20 protein-coding genes are annotated in these 17,424 nt (G+C 67.9%); 4 read left to right on the top strand and 16 right to left on the bottom strand.

All coding sequences use genetic code 11. From position 1 onward, the window contains the following. Positions 1-6: 6 nt before the first annotated feature. The 4 genes from rlmB to AC07YS_RS03005 form a co-directional block, all read right to left on the bottom strand. Positions 7-753: a 23S rRNA (guanosine(2251)-2'-O)-methyltransferase RlmB gene (gene rlmB / locus AC07YS_RS03020; RefSeq protein ID WP_070060993.1), complete on the bottom strand. Its 747-nt coding sequence runs from the start codon at positions 751-753 to the stop codon at positions 7-9. A 33-nt stretch (positions 754-786) separates the two neighbouring features. Then, a complete protein-coding gene (locus AC07YS_RS03015; RefSeq protein WP_495267450.1) occupies positions 787-1,776 on the bottom strand; it encodes a hypothetical protein in 990 nt (329 codons plus the stop codon). 4 nt (positions 1,777-1,780) lie between these two features. Continuing rightward, complete coding sequence (locus tag AC07YS_RS03010; RefSeq protein ID WP_495267449.1) at positions 1,781-2,302, bottom strand: ribosomal protein L7/L12; 522 nt, start codon at positions 2,300-2,302, stop codon at positions 1,781-1,783. 62 nt (positions 2,303-2,364) lie between these two features. Then, on the bottom strand, positions 2,365-3,087 hold the full coding sequence (locus AC07YS_RS03005; RefSeq protein WP_390343429.1) for an ABC transporter ATP-binding protein: 723 nt from the start codon (positions 3,085-3,087) through the stop codon (positions 2,365-2,367). Between the two features lie 36 nt (positions 3,088-3,123). Between AC07YS_RS03005 and AC07YS_RS03000 the strand changes: the two genes are divergently transcribed. Further along, positions 3,124-3,759: an arylesterase gene (locus AC07YS_RS03000; protein ID WP_495267448.1), complete on the top strand. Its 636-nt coding sequence runs from the start codon at positions 3,124-3,126 to the stop codon at positions 3,757-3,759. 91 nt (positions 3,760-3,850) lie between these two features. Here the strand turns inward: AC07YS_RS03000 and AC07YS_RS02995 are convergent, their stop codons facing one another. From AC07YS_RS02995 to AC07YS_RS02985, 3 genes are all read right to left on the bottom strand, one after another. Further along, positions 3,851-4,054, bottom strand: a complete 204-nt coding sequence (locus AC07YS_RS02995) for a hypothetical protein (RefSeq protein ID WP_062480739.1) — start codon at positions 4,052-4,054, stop codon at positions 3,851-3,853. A 70-nt stretch (positions 4,055-4,124) separates the two neighbouring features. Further along, the gene (locus AC07YS_RS02990) at positions 4,125-5,090 is read right to left on the bottom strand and encodes a hypothetical protein (RefSeq protein WP_495267447.1); all 966 of its coding nucleotides are present in this window, start codon (positions 5,088-5,090) and stop codon (positions 4,125-4,127) included. 6 nt (positions 5,091-5,096) lie between these two features. Then, positions 5,097-6,290 carry a PLP-dependent transferase gene (locus AC07YS_RS02985; RefSeq protein ID WP_062480743.1) on the bottom strand — a complete coding sequence of 398 codons (1,194 nt, stop codon included), beginning with the start codon at positions 6,288-6,290 and terminating at the stop codon, positions 5,097-5,099. Positions 6,291-6,424: 134 nt separating this feature from the next. On the opposite strand from AC07YS_RS02985, the gene AC07YS_RS02980 reads away from it, so the two are divergent. The 3 genes from AC07YS_RS02980 (at position 6,425) to AC07YS_RS02970 (ending at position 8,675) form a co-directional block, all read left to right on the top strand. Beyond that, positions 6,425-7,180: a M48 family metallopeptidase gene (locus AC07YS_RS02980; protein ID WP_062480745.1), complete on the top strand. Its 756-nt coding sequence runs from the start codon at positions 6,425-6,427 to the stop codon at positions 7,178-7,180. Positions 7,181-7,259: 79 nt separating this feature from the next. Next, a complete protein-coding gene (locus AC07YS_RS02975; protein ID WP_495267446.1) occupies positions 7,260-8,141 on the top strand; it encodes an AraC family transcriptional regulator in 882 nt (293 codons plus the stop codon). A gap of 75 nt (positions 8,142-8,216) precedes the next feature. Beyond that, positions 8,217-8,675, top strand: a complete 459-nt coding sequence (locus AC07YS_RS02970) for a VOC family protein (RefSeq protein WP_495267445.1) — start codon at positions 8,217-8,219, stop codon at positions 8,673-8,675. Positions 8,676-8,706: 31 nt separating this feature from the next. Here AC07YS_RS02970 and AC07YS_RS02965 read toward each other — a convergent pair whose 3' ends face one another. The 9 genes from AC07YS_RS02965 to der all read right to left on the bottom strand — a co-directional run bounded on the left by AC07YS_RS02965 (position 8,707) and on the right by der (position 17,367). Continuing rightward, complete coding sequence (locus tag AC07YS_RS02965) at positions 8,707-9,231, bottom strand: phosphoribosyltransferase (RefSeq protein WP_062480750.1); 525 nt, start codon at positions 9,229-9,231, stop codon at positions 8,707-8,709. An 18-nt stretch (positions 9,232-9,249) separates the two neighbouring features. Then, the gene (locus AC07YS_RS02960) at positions 9,250-10,581 is read right to left on the bottom strand and encodes an adenylosuccinate synthase (RefSeq protein ID WP_062480752.1); all 1,332 of its coding nucleotides are present in this window, start codon (positions 10,579-10,581) and stop codon (positions 9,250-9,252) included. Between the two features lie 22 nt (positions 10,582-10,603). Then, positions 10,604-11,764, bottom strand: a complete 1,161-nt coding sequence (locus AC07YS_RS02955) for an ATP phosphoribosyltransferase regulatory subunit (RefSeq protein ID WP_070061002.1) — start codon at positions 11,762-11,764, stop codon at positions 10,604-10,606. Between the two features lie 44 nt (positions 11,765-11,808). Next, positions 11,809-11,997, bottom strand: coding sequence for a DUF2065 domain-containing protein (locus AC07YS_RS02950; RefSeq protein ID WP_062480756.1), 189 nt, complete (start codon positions 11,995-11,997; stop codon positions 11,809-11,811). A 37-nt stretch (positions 11,998-12,034) separates the two neighbouring features. Then, positions 12,035-12,922 (bottom strand): protease modulator HflC, encoded by an 888-nt coding sequence (gene hflC / locus AC07YS_RS02945; protein ID WP_062480758.1) that lies wholly within the window; start codon positions 12,920-12,922, stop codon positions 12,035-12,037. Between the two features lie 17 nt (positions 12,923-12,939). Continuing rightward, positions 12,940-14,316 (bottom strand): FtsH protease activity modulator HflK, encoded by a 1,377-nt coding sequence (gene hflK / locus AC07YS_RS02940; protein WP_070061003.1) that lies wholly within the window; start codon positions 14,314-14,316, stop codon positions 12,940-12,942. Between the two features lie 74 nt (positions 14,317-14,390). Further along, positions 14,391-15,560, bottom strand: a complete 1,170-nt coding sequence (gene hflX / locus AC07YS_RS02935; RefSeq protein WP_495264812.1) for a GTPase HflX — start codon at positions 15,558-15,560, stop codon at positions 14,391-14,393. 53 nt (positions 15,561-15,613) lie between these two features. Further along, a complete protein-coding gene (gene hfq / locus AC07YS_RS02930) occupies positions 15,614-15,859 on the bottom strand; it encodes an RNA chaperone Hfq (RefSeq protein WP_056582504.1) in 246 nt (81 codons plus the stop codon). A 164-nt stretch (positions 15,860-16,023) separates the two neighbouring features. Next, the gene (der, locus tag AC07YS_RS02925; RefSeq protein WP_062480763.1) at positions 16,024-17,367 is read right to left on the bottom strand and encodes a ribosome biogenesis GTPase Der; all 1,344 of its coding nucleotides are present in this window, start codon (positions 17,365-17,367) and stop codon (positions 16,024-16,026) included. Positions 17,368-17,424: the final 57 nt, after the last annotated feature.

Raw genomic sequence — 17,424 nt, 5'->3', positions numbered from 1 at the left:
CTGAGGTCAACCGCCGCGCTGGCGCATCGCCTCGTAGAGGCACACGCCGCTGGCCACCGACACGTTCAGGCTCTCGACCGCGCCGGCCATCGGGATGCTCACCAGCTCGTCGCAGGTCTTGCGCGTGAGCTGGCGCATGCCCTCGCCCTCGGCGCCCAGCACCAGCGCCAGCGGGCGCTTGAAGTCGCTCTGGTAGATGGTGCCCGGCGCGTCGTCGCTGGTGCCCACGCACCAGATGCTGCGCTCCTTGAGCTCGTTGAGCGTGCGTGCGAGGTTGGTCACCATGAAGTACGGCACGGTCTCGGCCGCCCCGCTCGCCACCTTGGCGACGGTGGCGTTGATGCCGGCCGCATGGTCCTTGGGCGCGATCACCGCATGGGCGCCGGCGCCGTCGGCCACGCGCAGGCAGGCGCCGAGGTTGTGCGGGTCGGTCACGCCGTCGAGCACCAGCAGCAGGGGCACGGTGCCGGCCTCCTCGAGGCCTTCGAGCAGCTCGTCGAGCGAGCGGACCTGGGCCACGGGCTCGACCCGCGCGACCACGCCCTGGTGGCCGTGGCTGCCGCTGAGCTTGGACAGCCGCAGGCCGTCGGCCTCGACCAGCCGCACGCCGGCTTCTTGCGCACGCGCAATGAACTGTTTCATGCGCGCATCGCGCCGGCTGGCGTCGAACATCACTTCGAGCACCGATTTCGGCGCGGTCTTGATGCGCACGCCCACGGCATGGAAGCCGAAGATCACTTTGGGGGAAGACATGTGCCGATTATCGAGGGCGCGGCGCCCTCGCCCTCAGGCCAGCGGCAAACCGCTGTTCGCGCGGGTGCGTTCGTCGTGCAGTTCCTGCACCACCAGGGCGTTCATGTGCACCTTCAGCGTATTGCCCACGCTGCCCAGGTACTGGCAGGCGGCATACCCCTCGGCCGCCTTTTCGTAGCGCGCCACCCAGGCGTCGCGCGCGGGCAGCCGGTCGGGCGACACCGGCCAGACGCCCGGGCGCGGGCGCAGGTGTTCGCCGATGCCCACGCGCCAGGGCTTGGCGCTCAGGCGGGCGCGAAAGCAGTTCTGGTTGCGGCACATGCGCGCGTAGACCTTGTCGGCGCCCAGGGTCTGGAACGCGTCGGTCACGGCGGCGTCGGACGGCGCGAAGACATCGTGCATGGCCAGCACGCGCAGCCCGGCCGGCGTGCGGTACAGGCGCAGGTGCCAGTCGGGATGCTGGTGGATGAAGCGCTCGACACGCGCCCGTGCGCCCTCCAGCGGATCGCTCTTGTCCTCGGTGAGGCGCAGCCCCTCGTAGCGGGCGCGCCAGAAGCCGAAGGCTGCCACCAGCATGAAGGCAGCCACGCCCGCCATCGCCGAACGCGTGCCGTAACCCGCAACCAGCGCCCCAATGAACGCCATGCCGATCACCGTCAATCCGCGCGTGCTGTCGCGCAAATCCTGGACCTCGAAGTCGACGTCGACGAACAGCACGTCGGGCGTGTTGAGGCAGCGCGCGCCGTAGCCGTTGCGGGTGACGATGCTGTCGCCCTGGCGTTCGACGATCTCCTCGCGGATCGGCACGCCATTGGCGCCGTTGTAGGCCAGCTTGCGTTCGCGGCGCTCCAGCTTTTCGCCGTCGACCACGATGCGGTCATAGGCCTCGCGCGTGCGCTGGTCGGCATGGGCCTGCGCGGCCAGCGGGCTGTCGTCGGACCAGCCGAAGCGGCGCACCGTGACCTGCCGGCCGGCCACCCGCTCCTGGATACGGCCTTCGGCCCAGAACTGGGGAACGATCACGGCCTCAGGCGCCCTTGAAATACGACCACGCCGCGGCCGCGATCAGCAGCACGACGATCACCGGCAGCCACTTGAAGCCGCCGCCCGACACCCGGCCCGGTTCGGCCATCGGGTTCACCGCAGCGCTCGACGGCAGGTGCCCGAAGTCGCCGGCGGCGGGGTTCTGGTGCGCCTCGACCAATTGCTTGGCCTCGGCCAGGCCCAGGCCCGTGGCCTCGCGCGTGAGGCGCACGGCCTCGACCTTCTGGCCCCGCGCCAGGGCCGCGAGCGCGGCGGCCGGCACCGCGGCGGGGCCGTTGCCCTGCATGCCGCTGCCGGTCTCGGCCGCAGCCTCGCCCCGGCCCCAGTCGCCTTCCTGCCAGTCGGCCGGCGCGCCCGAAGCGACCGCGCCGCTGTTGGCATAGCGCTCGACGGCCTCCTTGGACGACTTGAGGTCCATGCCAGTGCGCTCGCGCACGATCTTGATGGCCTCGATCAGGTTGCCGCGCTCGAGGGCGGCGATGGCCTCGGGGGGAAGCTGGGTCATGAACTCTCCTCGTTGTTCGGGGAGCGCCGCGGAAGCCGGGCGCTGTCTGTCTTCTTGCGGGCTCAGGCCGCCTGCGCGACCGTCGATACGGGTGTTGTCTCGTTGAGCGCCACGCGCCCGGCCTCGATGGTGATGCGCCGCTCGCATTGCGAGGCGATGCTGCGGTCGTGCGTGACCAGCACCAGCGTGGTTCCCAACTCGCGGTTCAGGTCGAACATCAGTTTCATGACCTGCTCGCCGGTGGCGAAGTCGAGGCTGCCGGTGGGCTCGTCGGCCAGCAGCAGGGCCGGCTGAACCACGAAGGCCCGCGCCAGCGCCACGCGCTGCTGCTCGCCGCCCGACAGCACCTTGGGGTAGTGGCCCAGGCGCTGGCCCAGCCCGACGCGGCCCAGCATCTCGGTGGCGGCCTTGCGCGCGTCCTTGCGGTTGGCCAGCTCCAGCGGCAGCATGACGTTCTCGAGCGCGCTCAGGTTGCCCAGCAACTGGAAGCTCTGGAACACGAAGCCCACGCGCTGCGCGCGCAGCGCGGCGCGCTCGTCCTCGTCGATCGCGAAGATGTCGTCGCCCGCGAGCTTCACGGTGCCGCGCGTGGGCGTGTCCAGCCCGGCAATGATCGACAGCAAGGTGCTCTTGCCGGAGCCCGAGGCGCCGACGATGGCGGCGGTTTCCCGCGCGCCCAGGGTGAAATGGATGTCCTGCAGAATGTCCAGCGTGCCGGCCGAGTCGGTGACGGACTTGAAGACATGCTCGACGGCGACAATGGCATCAGACGGGGGTTGGGACATGAAAGGCTTTTCGTTTTGAATCGACGTGACTTTATCTTGACCACCGCCGCGCTCGGCAGCGCGGGGGCATGGACGGGTGCTGCGGCCCAGGCACAGACGGCATCGGCCGGCAAGCCGGTGATCCTGGTGCTCGGTGATTCGCTGAGCGCAGAGTACGGCCTCAAGCGCGGCGAAGGCTGGGTACCCTTGCTGGAAAAAAGGCTTGCGCAGCAGAAGATCTCGGCCTCGGTGGTCAACGCCAGCATCAGCGGCGACACCAGCTCCGGCGGTCGCGCCCGCTTCCCGGCCCTGCTGGCACAGCACAAGCCCAGCCACGTGGTGCTGGAGTTGGGCGCCAACGACGCCCTGCGCGGGCTGCCGCTGTCCAACACCGAAGACAACCTGCTGCAGATCACCAAGGCCGCGCAGGCCGCGGGCGCGCGGGTGCTGATCGTCGGCATCCAGGTGCCCCCGAACTACGGCGGCGACTACACGCGGCGCTTCGAGGCCGTGTTCGCGAAGGTGGCAGGCGCGACCAAGTCGGCGCTGGTGCCGTTCCTGCTCAAGGGCGTGGCCGATGCGCCCGACGCCATGACGCTGTTCCAGTCCGACCGCATCCACCCGACCGCCGCGGCACAGCCGCAGATCCTGGACAACGTCTGGCCGGAGTTGCGCAAGCTGCTGCCCAAATAACTTCTTCTCCTTGCGCGCCCCAAAGAAAAAGCCGCCGCAGGCCTGCGCCTGCAGCGGCTTTTCTGTTTTCAGGGGTGCCAGGAACGAGGGGTCATCCGTTCTTGGTCGGCAACTCGGGCGCCGTGGGGGGATCGCGTTCGAGCGATGCCACGTCGGTCTCCGGGTCTCCGGGGGCCAGCCCGTCGCTGCTCGGATTGAGCTTGCGGTTCGCCTTCTCCCGGAGCTTTTCTTCCTTCTTTTTCTTCTTGGCCAGCTCTTTCTGGCGCTTCTCGTAGCCGTAATTGGGTGTTGCCACTGCTTCTCCTTCAGGCGAGGCAGTCAGGGTGACTGCGCTTCAGCCTACTGTAAGCGATAACGGTGCAGTCTCAAGACGCGGCGCCAGCGGCCGTTTCGAACTCGAACACACCTTGCAAACCCGGATAACGCTGGTGCATGAACCAGCCCATGGCCCCTGCGCCGGCCACCAGGGCCAGGACCGTCGCGGCCACCATCCATCCGATGTGTTCGCCCGTCGGCCAGAGAACGATCACGGCCAGCACCGGCAACAGCCCGGCGAGCGATGACAGCCACATCCAGCGCCTCGGGGCGGGCATGGGCGCCCAGGTTTGCGGGTCGATGCCGGCATCGATGAACACCTCGGCGTCGAAGCGCAGGCGCGGCCTCGGCTGGGTGGCCAGGTGCAGCAATAACGCGCGCAGCAGCACGGTCCGGTTGCGAAAGCGAAGGACACGGCCGGTGTCGACGGTCAGCGCCAGGGGCAGCCGAATTTCCCTGGGTTCGCCACCCCGCGTCACCTGCTGGAAGACCAGCCGCTTGACGATGGCTTGGCTCGATACGAACTCGGTCTTCACGTCATGGAAACCCACGCGCGCACGGCACACCTCGCGCCAGCGCACCGCCTGCGGCGATGCCGGATCGCCCCAGCACATGCCGTCCGCGTCGATCCGCAGCATCCCCTCGCCCACGCGCGGAAACTGGCGCAGCAAATACCAGATGCCGCCGCCCAGCACCCCGAAGAGCAACAGTCCGAGCAGCAGGAGGATCGCTTCGTTGCCGCGCGCGTTGGACCAGTCCTCCTCCAACATGACGGCGGCGACGAGCCCTGCCGCGATCAACGCGAAAAACGCCACGAAGCCACCGATGAAGAGCCGCGTACCGCGCAGGTCGGGCACGCCTTCCAGCGGGCCGGACCGTGCAAGTGCCTCCAGCACCTGCGCGGGCACGTCCAGCACCCGCGACGCGACGGCGCGTGACGCGGGCGCCGCCGCATCGCGCGCAGCCGGCGGCCCGACACGCTGGCTCTTGCGGTGTTTCCTGCCCACGGCGCGCAACAGCGCCTACATCTGCAGCAGCGCCTGCTGCAGGTCGGCACGCAGGTCGTCCACATCCTCCAGGCCGACCGAGAAACGCACCAGCGTGCCCTTGTAGGGCCAGCGGGCCACGCTGGCGTCGCGCATCAGGCCGATGTCGTAGGGCACGACGAGGCTGATCGGGCCGCCCCACGAATAGCCGAGGCGGAAGAGCTTCAGGCTGTCGCAGAAGCGATCGACCTGCTCGGTGCTGAAGCGCTCGTCGAACACCACCGAGAACAGGCCCGCGGCCAGGTCGGTGGCGCCGCACAGCGCGCGCCAGTTGGCGTGGCCCGGCGAGTCCTCGAGCGCGGGGTGCAGCACCTGCGCGATCTCTTCGCAGCCGTTGAGCCAGCCGGCCAGCTCGCGCGCCGCGCGGTCGTGCGCGGCGTAGCGCAGCGCCATGCTCGGCAGCGAGCGCAGCAGGGTTTCGACGTCGCCCACGCCGATGCCGAAGCCGGTGCGCATGTGGGTGAGCTTGAGCGCGCGGTGCAGGCGCTCGTCGCGCGTGACGACGCTGCCCATCAGCACGTCGCCACCGCCGCTGGGGTACTTGGTGAGCGCGTGCACCGACACGTCGACGCCCTGCCCCGTGCCGTTGAAATCGAAGGGCGCGAAGGCCAGGCCCGCGCCCCAGGTGTTGTCCAGCGCGGTCATCACGCCGCGCTCGCGGCAGATTTCAGCCAGCGCCGGCAGGTTGGGGAACTCCATCGTCACCGAGCCGGCCGCTTCGAGCCACACCAGCCGCGTGCGGTGCGAGAGCTTGGCTTCCAGGTCGGACGGGTTCATCGCGTCGTACAGGCGGTGCGTGATGCCGAAGTTGGCGAGCTCGCCGGTGGCCAGCGCCTTGGTCGGGCCGTAGGCGTTGTCGGGAATCAGCACCTCGTCGCCGGTCTTCAGGAACGCGAACGAGACCAGCGAGATCGCGGCCAGCCCGCTGGGCACCAGCAGGCATTCGGTGCCGCCTTCGAGCGTGGCCAGGCGCTCCTCGAGCGTGAAGGTGGTGGGCGTGCCGTGCAGGCCGTAGGTGTAGCCGGCCTTGGTCTTCCAGTCGCGCGCACGCATCGCGGCGACGTCGGCGAAGAACACGGTCGAGGCCTTGAACACGCCGGGCTGCGGCGCAGCGAAGGTGGCCGGCGGCGTGTAGGGATGGTGGATCAGGGTCGTGGAAGGCTTGCTCATGTGCCGATGCTAGCGCCCCGCGAGGAACCCTCGACGGCCGTGACATTCTCCGTTCGATGTCGACGGCCTTGGCCGGATCGCACGCGCATTGCGGATAGAGTTGCCCCTCCGAAAATAAAGGGAGGATTTTCTCGATGCGTCATCTGCTCATCACCATCACGGCCGCTGCGGCCCTGTCCGCCTGCGGCGGCATGAAGAACCTGGATTCGAACGCGCTCGCGGGCGCCGGCGGCAGCGCCTTCAAGGCCATGTCGCTCACCGACGGCGACGTGCAGGCCCTGGCCAACCAGTCTTGCGCCGAGCTCGACAAGAGCTCCAAGGTCGCGGGCCCCGCCGATGCCTACAGCAAGCGCCTGGAGCGCGTGCGCCAGGGCCTGCCCACCACCATCGGTGGCCAGCCTGCCAGCTACAAGGTCTACCTCACGAAGGACGTGAACGCCTGGGCCATGGGCAACGGCTGCATCCGCGTCTACAGCGGCCTCATGGACCTCATGAACGACGACGAGCTGCGCGGCATCATCGGCCACGAGATCGGCCACGTCGCCCTGGGCCACAGCAAGAAGGCCATGCAGACCGCCTACGCCGTGTCGGCCGCGCGCGGCCTGGCCGGCGCCACCGGCAATGCGGCGATCACGCAGCTGTCGTCCTCGCAGATCGGCGACTTCGCCGAGAAGCTGGTCAACGCGCAGTTCTCGCAGTCGCAGGAAACCGACTCCGACAACTACGCCTTCGACCTGCTGACCACGCAGAAGCTCAAGCGCGAAGGCCTCGTCACCGCGTTCCAGAAGCTAGCCAAGCTCGACGGCGGCAAGAGCTCGATGCTCAGCTCGCACCCCGCTTCCGGCGACCGCGCGGCCAACATCCAGAAGCGCCTCGCAACGAGCAAGTAAGCAGCCTGGGCCGGCGCGGCTCCTCGGCGCACAATGCGCCGATGCTCACCCGCCCGCCCTTGTCGGGGCCCGTCGCGCCATGCAGCTGACGCGGCCCCCGTCCCCTCCTCTGCGGCCCTTCCTGCGGCTGCTGTGGGCCTCGGCGCCCGAGGGCACACCCGACACACGCACCAGCGCCCGCGAGCACGTGCTGCCCACGGGCGGCATGCACCTGGTGTTCCGGCTTTCGGGGCCGCCGCTGCGACTCTTCGACGACACACGCGACCTGCGCGGCCACACGGTCGGCCATGCCATCGTCGGCGGTGCGCGCGCCGCGTTCTACCTGCGCGATGTGTCGGTGGCCACACGCTCGGTCGGTGCGCAATTGCACCCCGGTGCCGCCCGGCTGCTGCTCGGCGCACCTGAAGACGCCCTGGGCGGGCGCCACACGCCGCTCGACGCGCTGTGGGGCGAGCGGCAGACCGCCGACGCGCTCGAACAGCTGCATGCATCGTCCGACGACCCGGCGCGACAACTGGACGTTTTCGAGGCCTTGCTGACCCAGCGCCTGGCCGCTGCCGCCCTGCCCCGCACCAGCCCGCGCGGCCTGCACCCGGCCGTGGCCGCCTCGCTGGGGCAGATGACGCGCGACACGCCCGCGCCGATCGCCACGCTGGTGGCGCACAGCGGCTACAGCCACCGGCGCTTCATCGCGCTGTTCCGCGCGGCGGTCGGGCTCGCGCCCAAGGAGTACGCCCGCGTGATGCGCTTCGACCGCGTGCTGGCGCTGGCCGCCGACGATCCCGCGCGCGCCTGGGCCGACATCGCGCTCGCCGCGGGCTACAGCGACCAGGCGCACCTGAGCCGCGAGTTCTCGGCGCTGGCCGGCCTGTCGCCACAAGCCTGGCGGCAGACGGGTGCGACGTCGCCGCGTCATGTGCCGGCTGTCAGTGCGGCAGGTCAAATTCCTTCAAGACGCTAGCGCCGGGGCTGCGCAGAATCGGCGCCACGGTCCCCGTTTCAACATCCGATTTAAGAAAGAAAGGCAGGTCCCGCCATGGCCATCCACGAGCTGTTTCCGTACCTCTGCGTCGACAACGCCGCCGCCGCCGTCGACTTCTATTGCCACGTGTTCGAGGTGAAGGAAATCTTTCGACTGACCGAGCCCAGCGGCCGCATCGGGCACGTCGAGCTGGACTTTCACAACGGCGCGATCCTGATGATCTCGGACGAGTTCGCCGAGTTCAACATCCGCTCGCCCAAGGCGCTCGGCGGCAGCGCGGTCTCGCTGCACTTGCACGTGGACGACGCCGATGCGCTGGTCGCGCGCGCGGTCGCCGCGGGCGCCACGCTGGACATGGCACCGCAGGATCAGTTCTATGGGGAGCGTTCCGGCGTCTTCCGCGACCCCTTCGGTCACCGGTGGAACGTGGGTCACAGCATCGAGAAGGTGACGCCGGAGGAAATGCAGCGGCGCTACACCGCGATGTTCGACACCCCCGGCGGCGGCAGCTGAGCGCGCCGGCCGGCGGTGCCAGGGCCGGTCGTCAGACCGACCACTTCTCGATCAGCTTCTCGGCGCCGAGCGAGTCGTAGCCCTCGAAGGGCTGGTGGATCCACGGGTTGGTGGCCAGGAACTCGACCGAGTAGTCGGGCGTGAAGGTCGACAGCGCCTTGGTCCAGATGACCGCGCTGCGCAGCTCGGTGATCGGCTGGTAGTTGTTGCGCAGCATGTCCATCACGGCGTGCAGCGTGTGGCCCGAATCGGCCAGGTCGTCCACCAGCAGCACCTTGCCGGCGATCTCGCCCTTCGGGGTCGTGATGTAGCGGGCGATGTCGAGATGACCCTGGATCGTGCCGGCATCGGCGCGGTAGGAGCTGGTCGACATGATCGCCAGCGGCTTGTCGAAGATGCGCGAGAGCACATCGCCCGGGCGCATGCCGCCGCGCGCCAGGCACAGGATGGTGTCGAACTCCCAGCCCGACTGGTGCACCTTGATCGCGAGCTTCTCGATCAGGTTGTGGTACTCGTCGTAGCTGACGTAGAGATGTTTGCCGTCTTCGGTCAACATGGTCTGGTTCGTTCCTGTTCAGTCTGCGAGGTAGGGGTGGCGCATCATGATCGTGTGGTCGCGATCAGGGCTCGTGGACACCATGTGGATCGGCACGCCGGTGACCTGCTCGATGCGCTGCAGGTACAGCCGCGCATTGACCGGCAGCTTGTCGTACTGCGTGACGCCCACGGTGCTTTCGGTCCAGCCTTCGAGGGTTTCGTAGATCGGCGTGCAGCGCTCGATCTCGTCCGCGCCCATCGGCAGGATGTCGGTGGTTTCGCCGTCGAGTTCGTAGCCGGTGCACAGCTCGAGCTTCTCGAGGCCGTCGAGCACGTCGAGCTTGGTGATGCACAGGCCCGACAGGCCGTTGACCTGCGCCGAGCGCTTGAGCAGCGCGGCGTCGAACCAGCCGCAACGGCGGCTGCGGCCGGTGGTCACGCCCTTTTCGGCGCCCACGGTGCTCATGTGGTAACCGGGGGTGCCCGGCGTGGCCCAGTCGAGCTCGGTGGGGAACGGACCGCCGCCCACGCGGGTGCAGTAGGCCTTGGTGATGCCCAGCACGTAGTGCAGCATGCCCGGGCCCACGCCCGAACCGGCGGCGGCGTTGCCGGCCACGCAGTTGCTCGAGGTGACGTACGGGTAGGTGCCGTGGTCGACGTCGAGCAGCGTGCCCTGTGCACCTTCGAACAGCAGGTTGGCGCCGGCCTTGTGGGCATCGTTCAACTCGCGCGACACGTCGGCCATCATGGGCTTGAGCAGCGCGGCGTGGCGCATGGCCTCGTCGAACACGGTGTCGTAGTCGATGGCGGGCGCGCCCAGCACCTGGGTCAGCACGTGGTTGTGCAGCTCGAGCAGCACGCGCAGCTTGGCCGCGAAGCGCTCGGGGTGCTTCAGGTCCTGCACGCGCAGCGCGCGGCGGGCGATCTTGTCTTCGTAGGCCGGGCCGATGCCGCGGCCGGTGGTGCCGATCTTCTCGATGCCGCCCTTTTCACGGTAGGCCTCGCGCGCGATGTCCAGCGCGGCGTGGAACGGCAGGATCAGCGGGCAGGCCTCGCTGATGCGCAGGCGCGAACGCACTTCGACGCCGGCTTTCTCCAGGCCTTCGATTTCCTCGAACAGCTTGGCCGCCGACAGCACCACGCCGTTGCCGATGTAGCACTTGACGCCGGGCCGCATGATGCCGCTCGGGATCAGGTGCAGCGCGGTCTTCACGCCGTTGATGACCAGCGTGTGGCCCGCGTTGTGGCCGCCCTGGAAACGGACCACGCCCTGGGCGCTTTCCGTCAGCCAGTCAACCAGCTTGCCCTTGCCTTCGTCGCCCCACTGGGTCCCGACGACGACCACGTTTCTTCCGGTGGTTACGCTCATGCTCGTTCCATTGCTTAAAAATTCAGATCGCTCGGACACTCCATTGGCCGGCCTGCTCGACGAGCTCGCGGTCGCAATGGAATTCATCGATTTCGCTGCCATGTCCGGGCAGCACGCAGACAACCGTTTCGCCGGCCTTGCGCAGTTGGGCGATGGCCTCGCGCAGGCCGGCCGCGTCGCTCCAGGGCGCACGGATGGCGGCGCGCAGCGGACGCGCCGGCAGCACACCGACGAGTTCGCGCACATCGAGGCTGAAGCCGACGGCCGGACGGTTGCGGCCGAACACGGCGCCCACCTCGTCGTAGCGGCCACCGCGCACCAGCGAGTCGGCCGCGCCCGGCACGTAGATGCCGAAACGCATGCCGCTGTAGTAGGCGTAGCCGCGCAGGTCGGCCAGGTCGAAGCTGATCTGGCGCCCTGCCGTGCCGTTCAGGCCGGCGGCGAGTTGCTTCAGGTCGGCCAGCGCCGCGGCCACGGTGGGCGTGCCCTTCAGGGCCTTGGCGGCCTCGTCGAGCACGGCCACATCGCCGTACAGACCCACGAGGGCGCGCAGGCCGTCGCGTGACGCGGCGGGGAAATCCTTGGTGAGCGCCTGCAGCTCGCTCGCGTCCTTGGCGGCCAGCGCGGCGTGCACGCGGGCGATCGCGGCGGCATCGACCGGCACGCCGGCGAACAGCGCGCGCACGATGCGGGCGTCGGCCAGGTCGACGATCACGCCGTCGCGCAGGCCGGCGGCGTCGAGGCAGTCGAGCGCCAGCAGCAGGGTTTCGGTGTCGGCTTCCAGGCCGGCGTGGCCGTAGATTTCGGCGCCGAACTGCAGCGGCTCGCGGGTGGCGTGCGGACGGTCGGGCCGGGTGTGGACCACCGGGCCGCAGTAGCACAGGCGGGCCACGCCGTCGCGGTTCAGCAGGTGGGCATCAATGCGCGCCACCTGGGGGGTGGTGTCGGCACGCAGGCCCATGCTGCGACCGGAGAGCTGGTCGACAAGCTTGAAGGTTTGGAGGTCGAGCGCCTCGCCGGTGCCCGAAAGCAGCGACTCCAGGTGCTCGAGCAGCGGCGGCATCACCAGCTCGTAGCCATAGCCACGGGCGGTATCGAGCAGCTGGCGTCGAAGTTCTTCGATGTGGCGCGCCTCGGAGGGCAGCACATCGGCAATGTGATCCGGGAGGACCCAGGCGGACATGGGGATCGGGGGCGTGGTTAAACCGGGATTCTACCGGGCCCGAGCTACCCCAGAACCCAGAGCAGTACCAAACCCAGCAGGATGCTGCAAAGACCGAAGAAACGCAGCTGGCCGTCGCGCAGCTGCAGCAGTTGGCTGAAGCCGCGCCGCCACCCGCCAGGCGAGACGAAAGGCAGGATGCCTTCGATCACCAGGACCAGCGCCAACGCGCTCCAGAAGGTGTCGGCGCTCACGGCTCCAGGCAGGACAGCGGAAACGGACGGCCTGTTGTTACTTGCGCGCCGAGCCGGAGCTCTGCATGGCGCGGAAGAAGTCCGAGGACGGGTCGAGCACCATCACGTCGCTCTTCTTGTTGAAGCTCTGCTTGTAGGCCTCGAGGCTGCGATAGAACTGGGCGAACTGCGGATCGCGGCCGAAGGCCTCGCTGTAGGTCGCTGCAGCCTGGGCATCGCCCTCGCCCTTGATCTTCTGGGCGTCGCGGTAGGCGTTGGCCACGATCACTTCGCGCTGGCGGTCGGCGTCGGCGCGGATCTTCTCGCCTTCGGCCGTGCCGGTGGAACGCAGCTCGTTGGCCACGCGCTTGCGCTCGGCTTCCATGCGGCGGTAGACCGATTCGGTGATGGCTTCCACGTAGTCCACGCGGGTGATGCGCACGTCGACCACGTCGACGCCCCAGGGCTTGGCGCCCTTCACCACGGCCAGCACTTCTCGCTGCACGTCGGCCATCAGGGCTTCGCGGCGCACCGAGATCAGGTCGCGCACGGTGCGCTTGTTGATGTTTTCCTGGAAGGCGTTGCGCACCACGCGGTTCAGCTGCATGGCGCCCGCGTTCTCGTCGAGGCCGACGTTGCGGATGTAGGCCTGTGGGTCGGAGATGCGCCAGCGCACGTACCAGTCGATCACCACGCGCTGCTTTTCAGCGGTGAGCATGGGCTCGGTGTCGAGGCTCGAGAGCGTCAGCAGGCGCTTGTCGATGTACGACACGTTCTGGAACGGCGGCGGCAGCTTGAAGTTGAGGCCGGGCTCGGTGATGACCTGCTTGATCTGGCCGAGGGCATAGACCACGCCGAACTGGCGCTGGTCGACCACGAAAAGGGTCGAGCTCAGCAGCACGAGCAGGACGAGGACCGAGGTGGCGATGAAACCGATTCTGTTCATGTTGTTCCGGGCCTTTCTCAGCGCACGTCGCGGTCACGCGAGCGGCCGTCACGGGCGCGCACGTCGGTGGTGGCGGGCGCCACCGGGATCACCGACGACTGGGTCGGTGCGGTGCCGGCCACGCTGGGGCTGGCGGCATCCACGGGCGTGGCTGTGTTGCCACCGCCTTGCTGCATCAGCTTGTCGAGCGGCAGGTACAGCAGGTTGGAGCCCTGCTTGCTGTCGACCAGCACCTTGGTCGTGCTGGCGTAGATCTGCTGCATGGCGTCGGTGTACATGCGGTCGCGCGTCACCTGCGGCGCCTTCTGGTATTCGGTCAGCACCGAGCTGAAGCGACCGGCGTCACCCTGTGCCTGCGCCACGATGCGGGCCTTGTAGGCCTCGGACTCTTCCTTCAGGCGCGACGAGGTACCGGTGGCCAGCGGCACGACGTTGTTGGCGTAGGCCTCGGCGTCGTTCTTGGCGCGCTCGCGTTCCTGGCCGGCCTTGAGCACGTCGTCGAAGGCAGCCTGTACCTGCTCGGGCGGACGCACACCGCCCTGCTGCAGGTTGATGCCGACGACTTCGACACCGACCTTGTAGCGGTCGAGGATGGTCTGCATCAGTGCGCGCACGCGGGGCGCGATCTGGTCGCGCTCTTCGGCGAGCGCCGCGTCCATCTTCATCTTGCCGACCACTTCGCGCACGGAGCTTTCAGCCACCTGCACGATGGTTTCCGCGGGCGACTTGCTCTCGTAGAGCCAGGCGCGCGCATCGCTCAGGCGGTACTGCACGGCGAACTTGATTTCGACGATGTTCTCGTCTTCGGTCAGCATGGCCGATTCGCGCAGGCCGGTGGAGCGCACGATGGCGTCGCGGCCCACGTCGGTGGAACGGATCTGCGTGGTCACGACCACTTCGTGGCGTTGAATGGGGTACGGCAGGCGCCAGTTGAAGCCGGCGTTCACCGTCGACTTGTAGCGACCGAACTGCGTGACCACGGCCTGCTGGCCTTCGTTCACGATGAAGAAGCCGGTGCCGAGCCAGATCAGGACCGCCACTGCGGCCACGAGGCCGATGCCGAAGCCGGCGTTCTTCATGTCGGGCTTGTAGCCGTTGCCACCACCGCCGCCGGTGCCATTGGGGCGATTGCCACCGCCCTTGCCGCCGCCGAAGAAACCACCGAGCTTGCGATTGAGGTCGCGCCAGAGTTCGTCGAGGTCGGGCGGACCCTGGTTCGGGCCCTGGCCGCGCGGGCGATTGCCGTTGCCGTTGTTGTTCTGGTTGCCGCTCGAAGGCGGCGGGATCGGGGCGCCGGGGGGATCGGCATCGGGCGGCCGGTTGCCGGCCGGGCGGTCGCCGTTGGAGGACGGCTCGTCGCCGCGACCCCATCGGCCATCGTTCAGGTTGAACATGCCCAGAAACCCTCTCCGCGCTGGCTTTGCATTCATTCGCTTCGTTCTCGTGTCAGTGGCGGGATTGTGCCCAATCAAGGGGCCGCATCGTGCAATTCAGCGTCCGCCTCAGGGGTCATCGTATCGGCGACGGAACCCGACTGCCGGGCCAGCTCGGCCCGCAGCAGCGGCAGGCCTTCGCCGGTCTTGGCGCTGAGGAAGATGCGGGGAACCTGCACGCCGTCGATTTCCATCTCGTCCTGCAGATGCAGCGGATGTTGCGCGCTTTCAAGGGCGTCGAGCTTGTTGAACACCAGCAGTTGCGGCACGTCGCCTGCGCCGATGTCCTGCAGCACCGACTGGACCTCGGCCATCTGCTCGGGATAGTGCGGGTTGGAGGCGTCGATCACGTGCAGCAGCAGGTCGGCATCGACCGCCTCCTGCAAGGTGGCCTTGAACGCGTCGACCAAGCCGTGCGGCAGGTCGCGGATGAAGCCCACCGTGTCGGAGATCGACACCTGCCGGCGCGCATCGCCCAGGTAGAGGTTGCGCGTGGTGGTGTCGAGCGTGGCGAACAACTGGTCGGCCGCATAGGCGCGTGCCTTGACCATCGCATTGAAGATCGACGACTTACCCGCGTTGGTGTAGCCGACGAGCGAGATGTTGAAGGTCTCGCGGCGCTCGCGCTGGCGGCGCTGCGTGCTGCGCTGCTTCTGCACCTTGGCCAGGCGTTCGCGCGTGCGCTTGATCGACTCGTTGATCATGCGGCGGTCGAGCTCGATCTGCTTTTCGCCGGGGCCGCCGCGCACACCTGCGCCGCCGGTCTGGCGCTCCAGGTGGGACCAGCGACGGACCAACCGCGTGCTCAGGTACTGCAGGCGAGCCAGCTCGACCTGCAGCTTGCCTTCGTGCGAACGGGCGCGCTGGGCGAAGATCTCGAGGATGAGGAAGGTGCGGTCGTAGACCGCGACATCGAGCTGGCGTTCGAGGTTGCGCTGCTGCGCAGGGCTCAAGGACTGGTCGAAGATGACCTCGCTCGCCCGGTGCATGGCGGCGAGCTCCTTGATCTCTTCGGCCTTGCCGCTGCCGACGAACAGCGCCGCATCGGGCGCCCTGCGCTTGCAGGCCAGGCGGGCAACGGGCGTCAGGCCCGCGGTTTGTGCGAGCAGGCCGAGTTCTTCGAGCTCGCTGTCGAAATGGGGCAGCCCGAAATCGACACCGACGAGAACGGCGGCGCCTTCCTGGCGGGGGATCGAATCAGACAAGCGGAATCAGATATGGAAAAAGCGCGGCGGGGTTGCCGCCGCGCTCCGCGCGATCAGGCGGCGGCGTCGTCGTTCTCGTTGGCCGAGAAGTTGACGGCACGACCCGGCACGATGGTGGAAATGGCGTGCTTGTAGACCATTTGCGTCACTGTATTGCGAAGCAACACGACGTATTGATCGAAAGACTCGATCTGGCCTTGCAGCTTGATGCCGTTCACCAAATAAATGGAAACCGGCACATGCTCGCGACGCAAGGTGTTCAGAAACGGGTCTTGCAGAAGTTGCCCTTTATTGCTCACGATATTCTCCGTGTTCAAGAGTAGTTGTTGGAGAGATGACCTTAACACAGGGTTTCTGCGCCGCAGCAATCGGGGTCAAAAGCCTTGAGAAAATAACGGTTCTCAAAAGACGGAACTTCCGCTCCTGCAGCGGCTCAACGGCTGCCATCGGCAGCCAAGCGCCCTCAGTTGTCCTTGTCCACGAACGGATTCTGTGAGCTTTTGAACTGGATCCGCAAGGGCGTGCCCACGAGGTCGAATTCCTTGCGGAAACGCCCTTCCAGGAAACGCTTGTAGGCGTCGGTCACATGCTCCAGCGAATTGCCGTGAATGATGATCACGGGCGGATTCATGCCGCCCTGGTGCGCATAGCGCAGCTTGGGCCGGAACATGCCACCGCGCTGGGGCGCCTGGAATTGCACCGCCTCCAGCAGCAGGCGCGTCAGCACCGGCGTCGACATCTTGCGCGTGGCCGACTTGTGGGCCTGCGCAATGGCCTGCCACACCGGGCCCAGGCCCTGGCGCTTGATGGCCGAGATGAAATGCAATGACGCGAACTTCAGGAACGGCAGGCGGGTTTCGATCTGCCGCTGGATCTGCTCGCGCTGGTAGCTGTCGACCGCGTCCCACTTGTTGATGGCGATCACCACGGCACGTCCGCTTTCGAGGATGTAGCCGGCGATGTGCGCGTCCTGGTCGGTCACGCCCTGTGTGGCGTCGAGCAGCAGCAGCACGACGTTGGCCGACTCGATGGCCTGAAGCGTCTTGACCACCGAGAACTTCTCGATCGCCTCGAACACCCGGCCCTTGCGGCGCAGGCCGGCGGTGTCGATCAGCTCGAAGCGCTGGCCGTTGCGCTCGAAGGGCACCGAGATGGCGTCGCGCGTCGTGCCGGGCATGTCGAAGGCCACCAGACGCTCTTCGCCGAGCCAGGTGTTGATCAGCGTGGACTTGCCGACGTTGGGCCGGCCGGCCACGGCCAGCTTGATCGGCTTGTTGACGTCGTCTTCGTCTTCCTCGTCGTCCGGATCGGCCAGGTTCAGCGGCGCGAGCGCCAGCTCGACCAGGTCGCGCATGCCCTGCCCGTGCGCCGCGGACACGCCGTGCACGTCGCCGAAGCCCAGCTCGTAGAAGTCGACCAGCTTGGTGCCGTCGTGCATGCCTTCGGCCTTGTTGGCCGCCAGCACGCAGGGCTTGCCCAGCCGGCGCAGCTCGTTGGCGATGTCGTGGTCTTGCGCCGAGAGGCCTTCGCGGGCATCGACCACGAAGATCACGACGTCGGCCTCGGCCACGGCCTGCCGCGTCTGCTTGGCCATTTCCTTGTAGATGCCGCTGCCGGCATCGGGCTCGAAGCCGCCGGTGTCGATCACGATGAACTCGTGCTTGCCCAGGCGGCCGTTGCCGTAGTGGCGGTCGCGCGTGAGGCCGGCGAAGTCGGCGACGATGGCGTCGCGCGTCTGGGTCAGGCGGTTGAAGAGCGTCGACTTGCCGACGTTGGGACGGCCGACCAGGGCCACGACCGGCTTCATGGCCGGCCTTTCGATGGCGCGGTTTTCATGGTCGGGCCTTGGAAGTAAGAGAAAGAC

Source organism: Variovorax sp. GW458-11-26-14-LB1, from assembly GCF_059423965.1.
Note: the sequence above shows the minus strand (reverse complement) of the source record. Positions and strands in the feature narration are given on the sequence as shown.

What these genes read in the sequence shown, in the direction of transcription:
- rlmB (WP_070060993.1), bottom strand. Translation starts at nt 753, where the DNA reads ATGTCTTCCCCCAAAGTGATCTTCGGCTTCCATGCCGTGGGCGTGCGC.
- AC07YS_RS03010 (WP_495267449.1), bottom strand. Translation starts at nt 2,302, where the DNA reads ATGACCCAGCTTCCCCCCGAGGCCATCGCCGCCCTCGAGCGCGGCAAC.
- AC07YS_RS03005 (WP_390343429.1), bottom strand. Translation starts at nt 3,087, where the DNA reads ATGTCCCAACCCCCGTCTGATGCCATTGTCGCCGTCGAGCATGTCTTC.
- AC07YS_RS02985 (WP_062480743.1), bottom strand. Translation starts at nt 6,290, where the DNA reads ATGAGCAAGCCTTCCACGACCCTGATCCACCATCCCTACACGCCGCCG.
- AC07YS_RS02980 (WP_062480745.1), top strand. Translation starts at nt 6,425, where the DNA reads ATGCGTCATCTGCTCATCACCATCACGGCCGCTGCGGCCCTGTCCGCC.
- AC07YS_RS02975 (WP_495267446.1), top strand. Translation starts at nt 7,260, where the DNA reads ATGCAGCTGACGCGGCCCCCGTCCCCTCCTCTGCGGCCCTTCCTGCGG.
- AC07YS_RS02970 (WP_495267445.1), top strand. Translation starts at nt 8,217, where the DNA reads ATGGCCATCCACGAGCTGTTTCCGTACCTCTGCGTCGACAACGCCGCC.
- AC07YS_RS02965 (WP_062480750.1), bottom strand. Translation starts at nt 9,231, where the DNA reads ATGTTGACCGAAGACGGCAAACATCTCTACGTCAGCTACGACGAGTAC.
- AC07YS_RS02960 (WP_062480752.1), bottom strand. Translation starts at nt 10,581, where the DNA reads ATGAGCGTAACCACCGGAAGAAACGTGGTCGTCGTCGGGACCCAGTGG.
- AC07YS_RS02955 (WP_070061002.1), bottom strand. Translation starts at nt 11,764, where the DNA reads ATGTCCGCCTGGGTCCTCCCGGATCACATTGCCGATGTGCTGCCCTCC.
- hflC (WP_062480758.1), bottom strand. Translation starts at nt 12,922, where the DNA reads ATGAACAGAATCGGTTTCATCGCCACCTCGGTCCTCGTCCTGCTCGTG.
- hflK (WP_070061003.1), bottom strand. Translation starts at nt 14,316, where the DNA reads ATGTTCAACCTGAACGATGGCCGATGGGGTCGCGGCGACGAGCCGTCC.
- der (WP_062480763.1), bottom strand. Translation starts at nt 17,367, where the DNA reads ATGAAGCCGGTCGTGGCCCTGGTCGGCCGTCCCAACGTCGGCAAGTCG.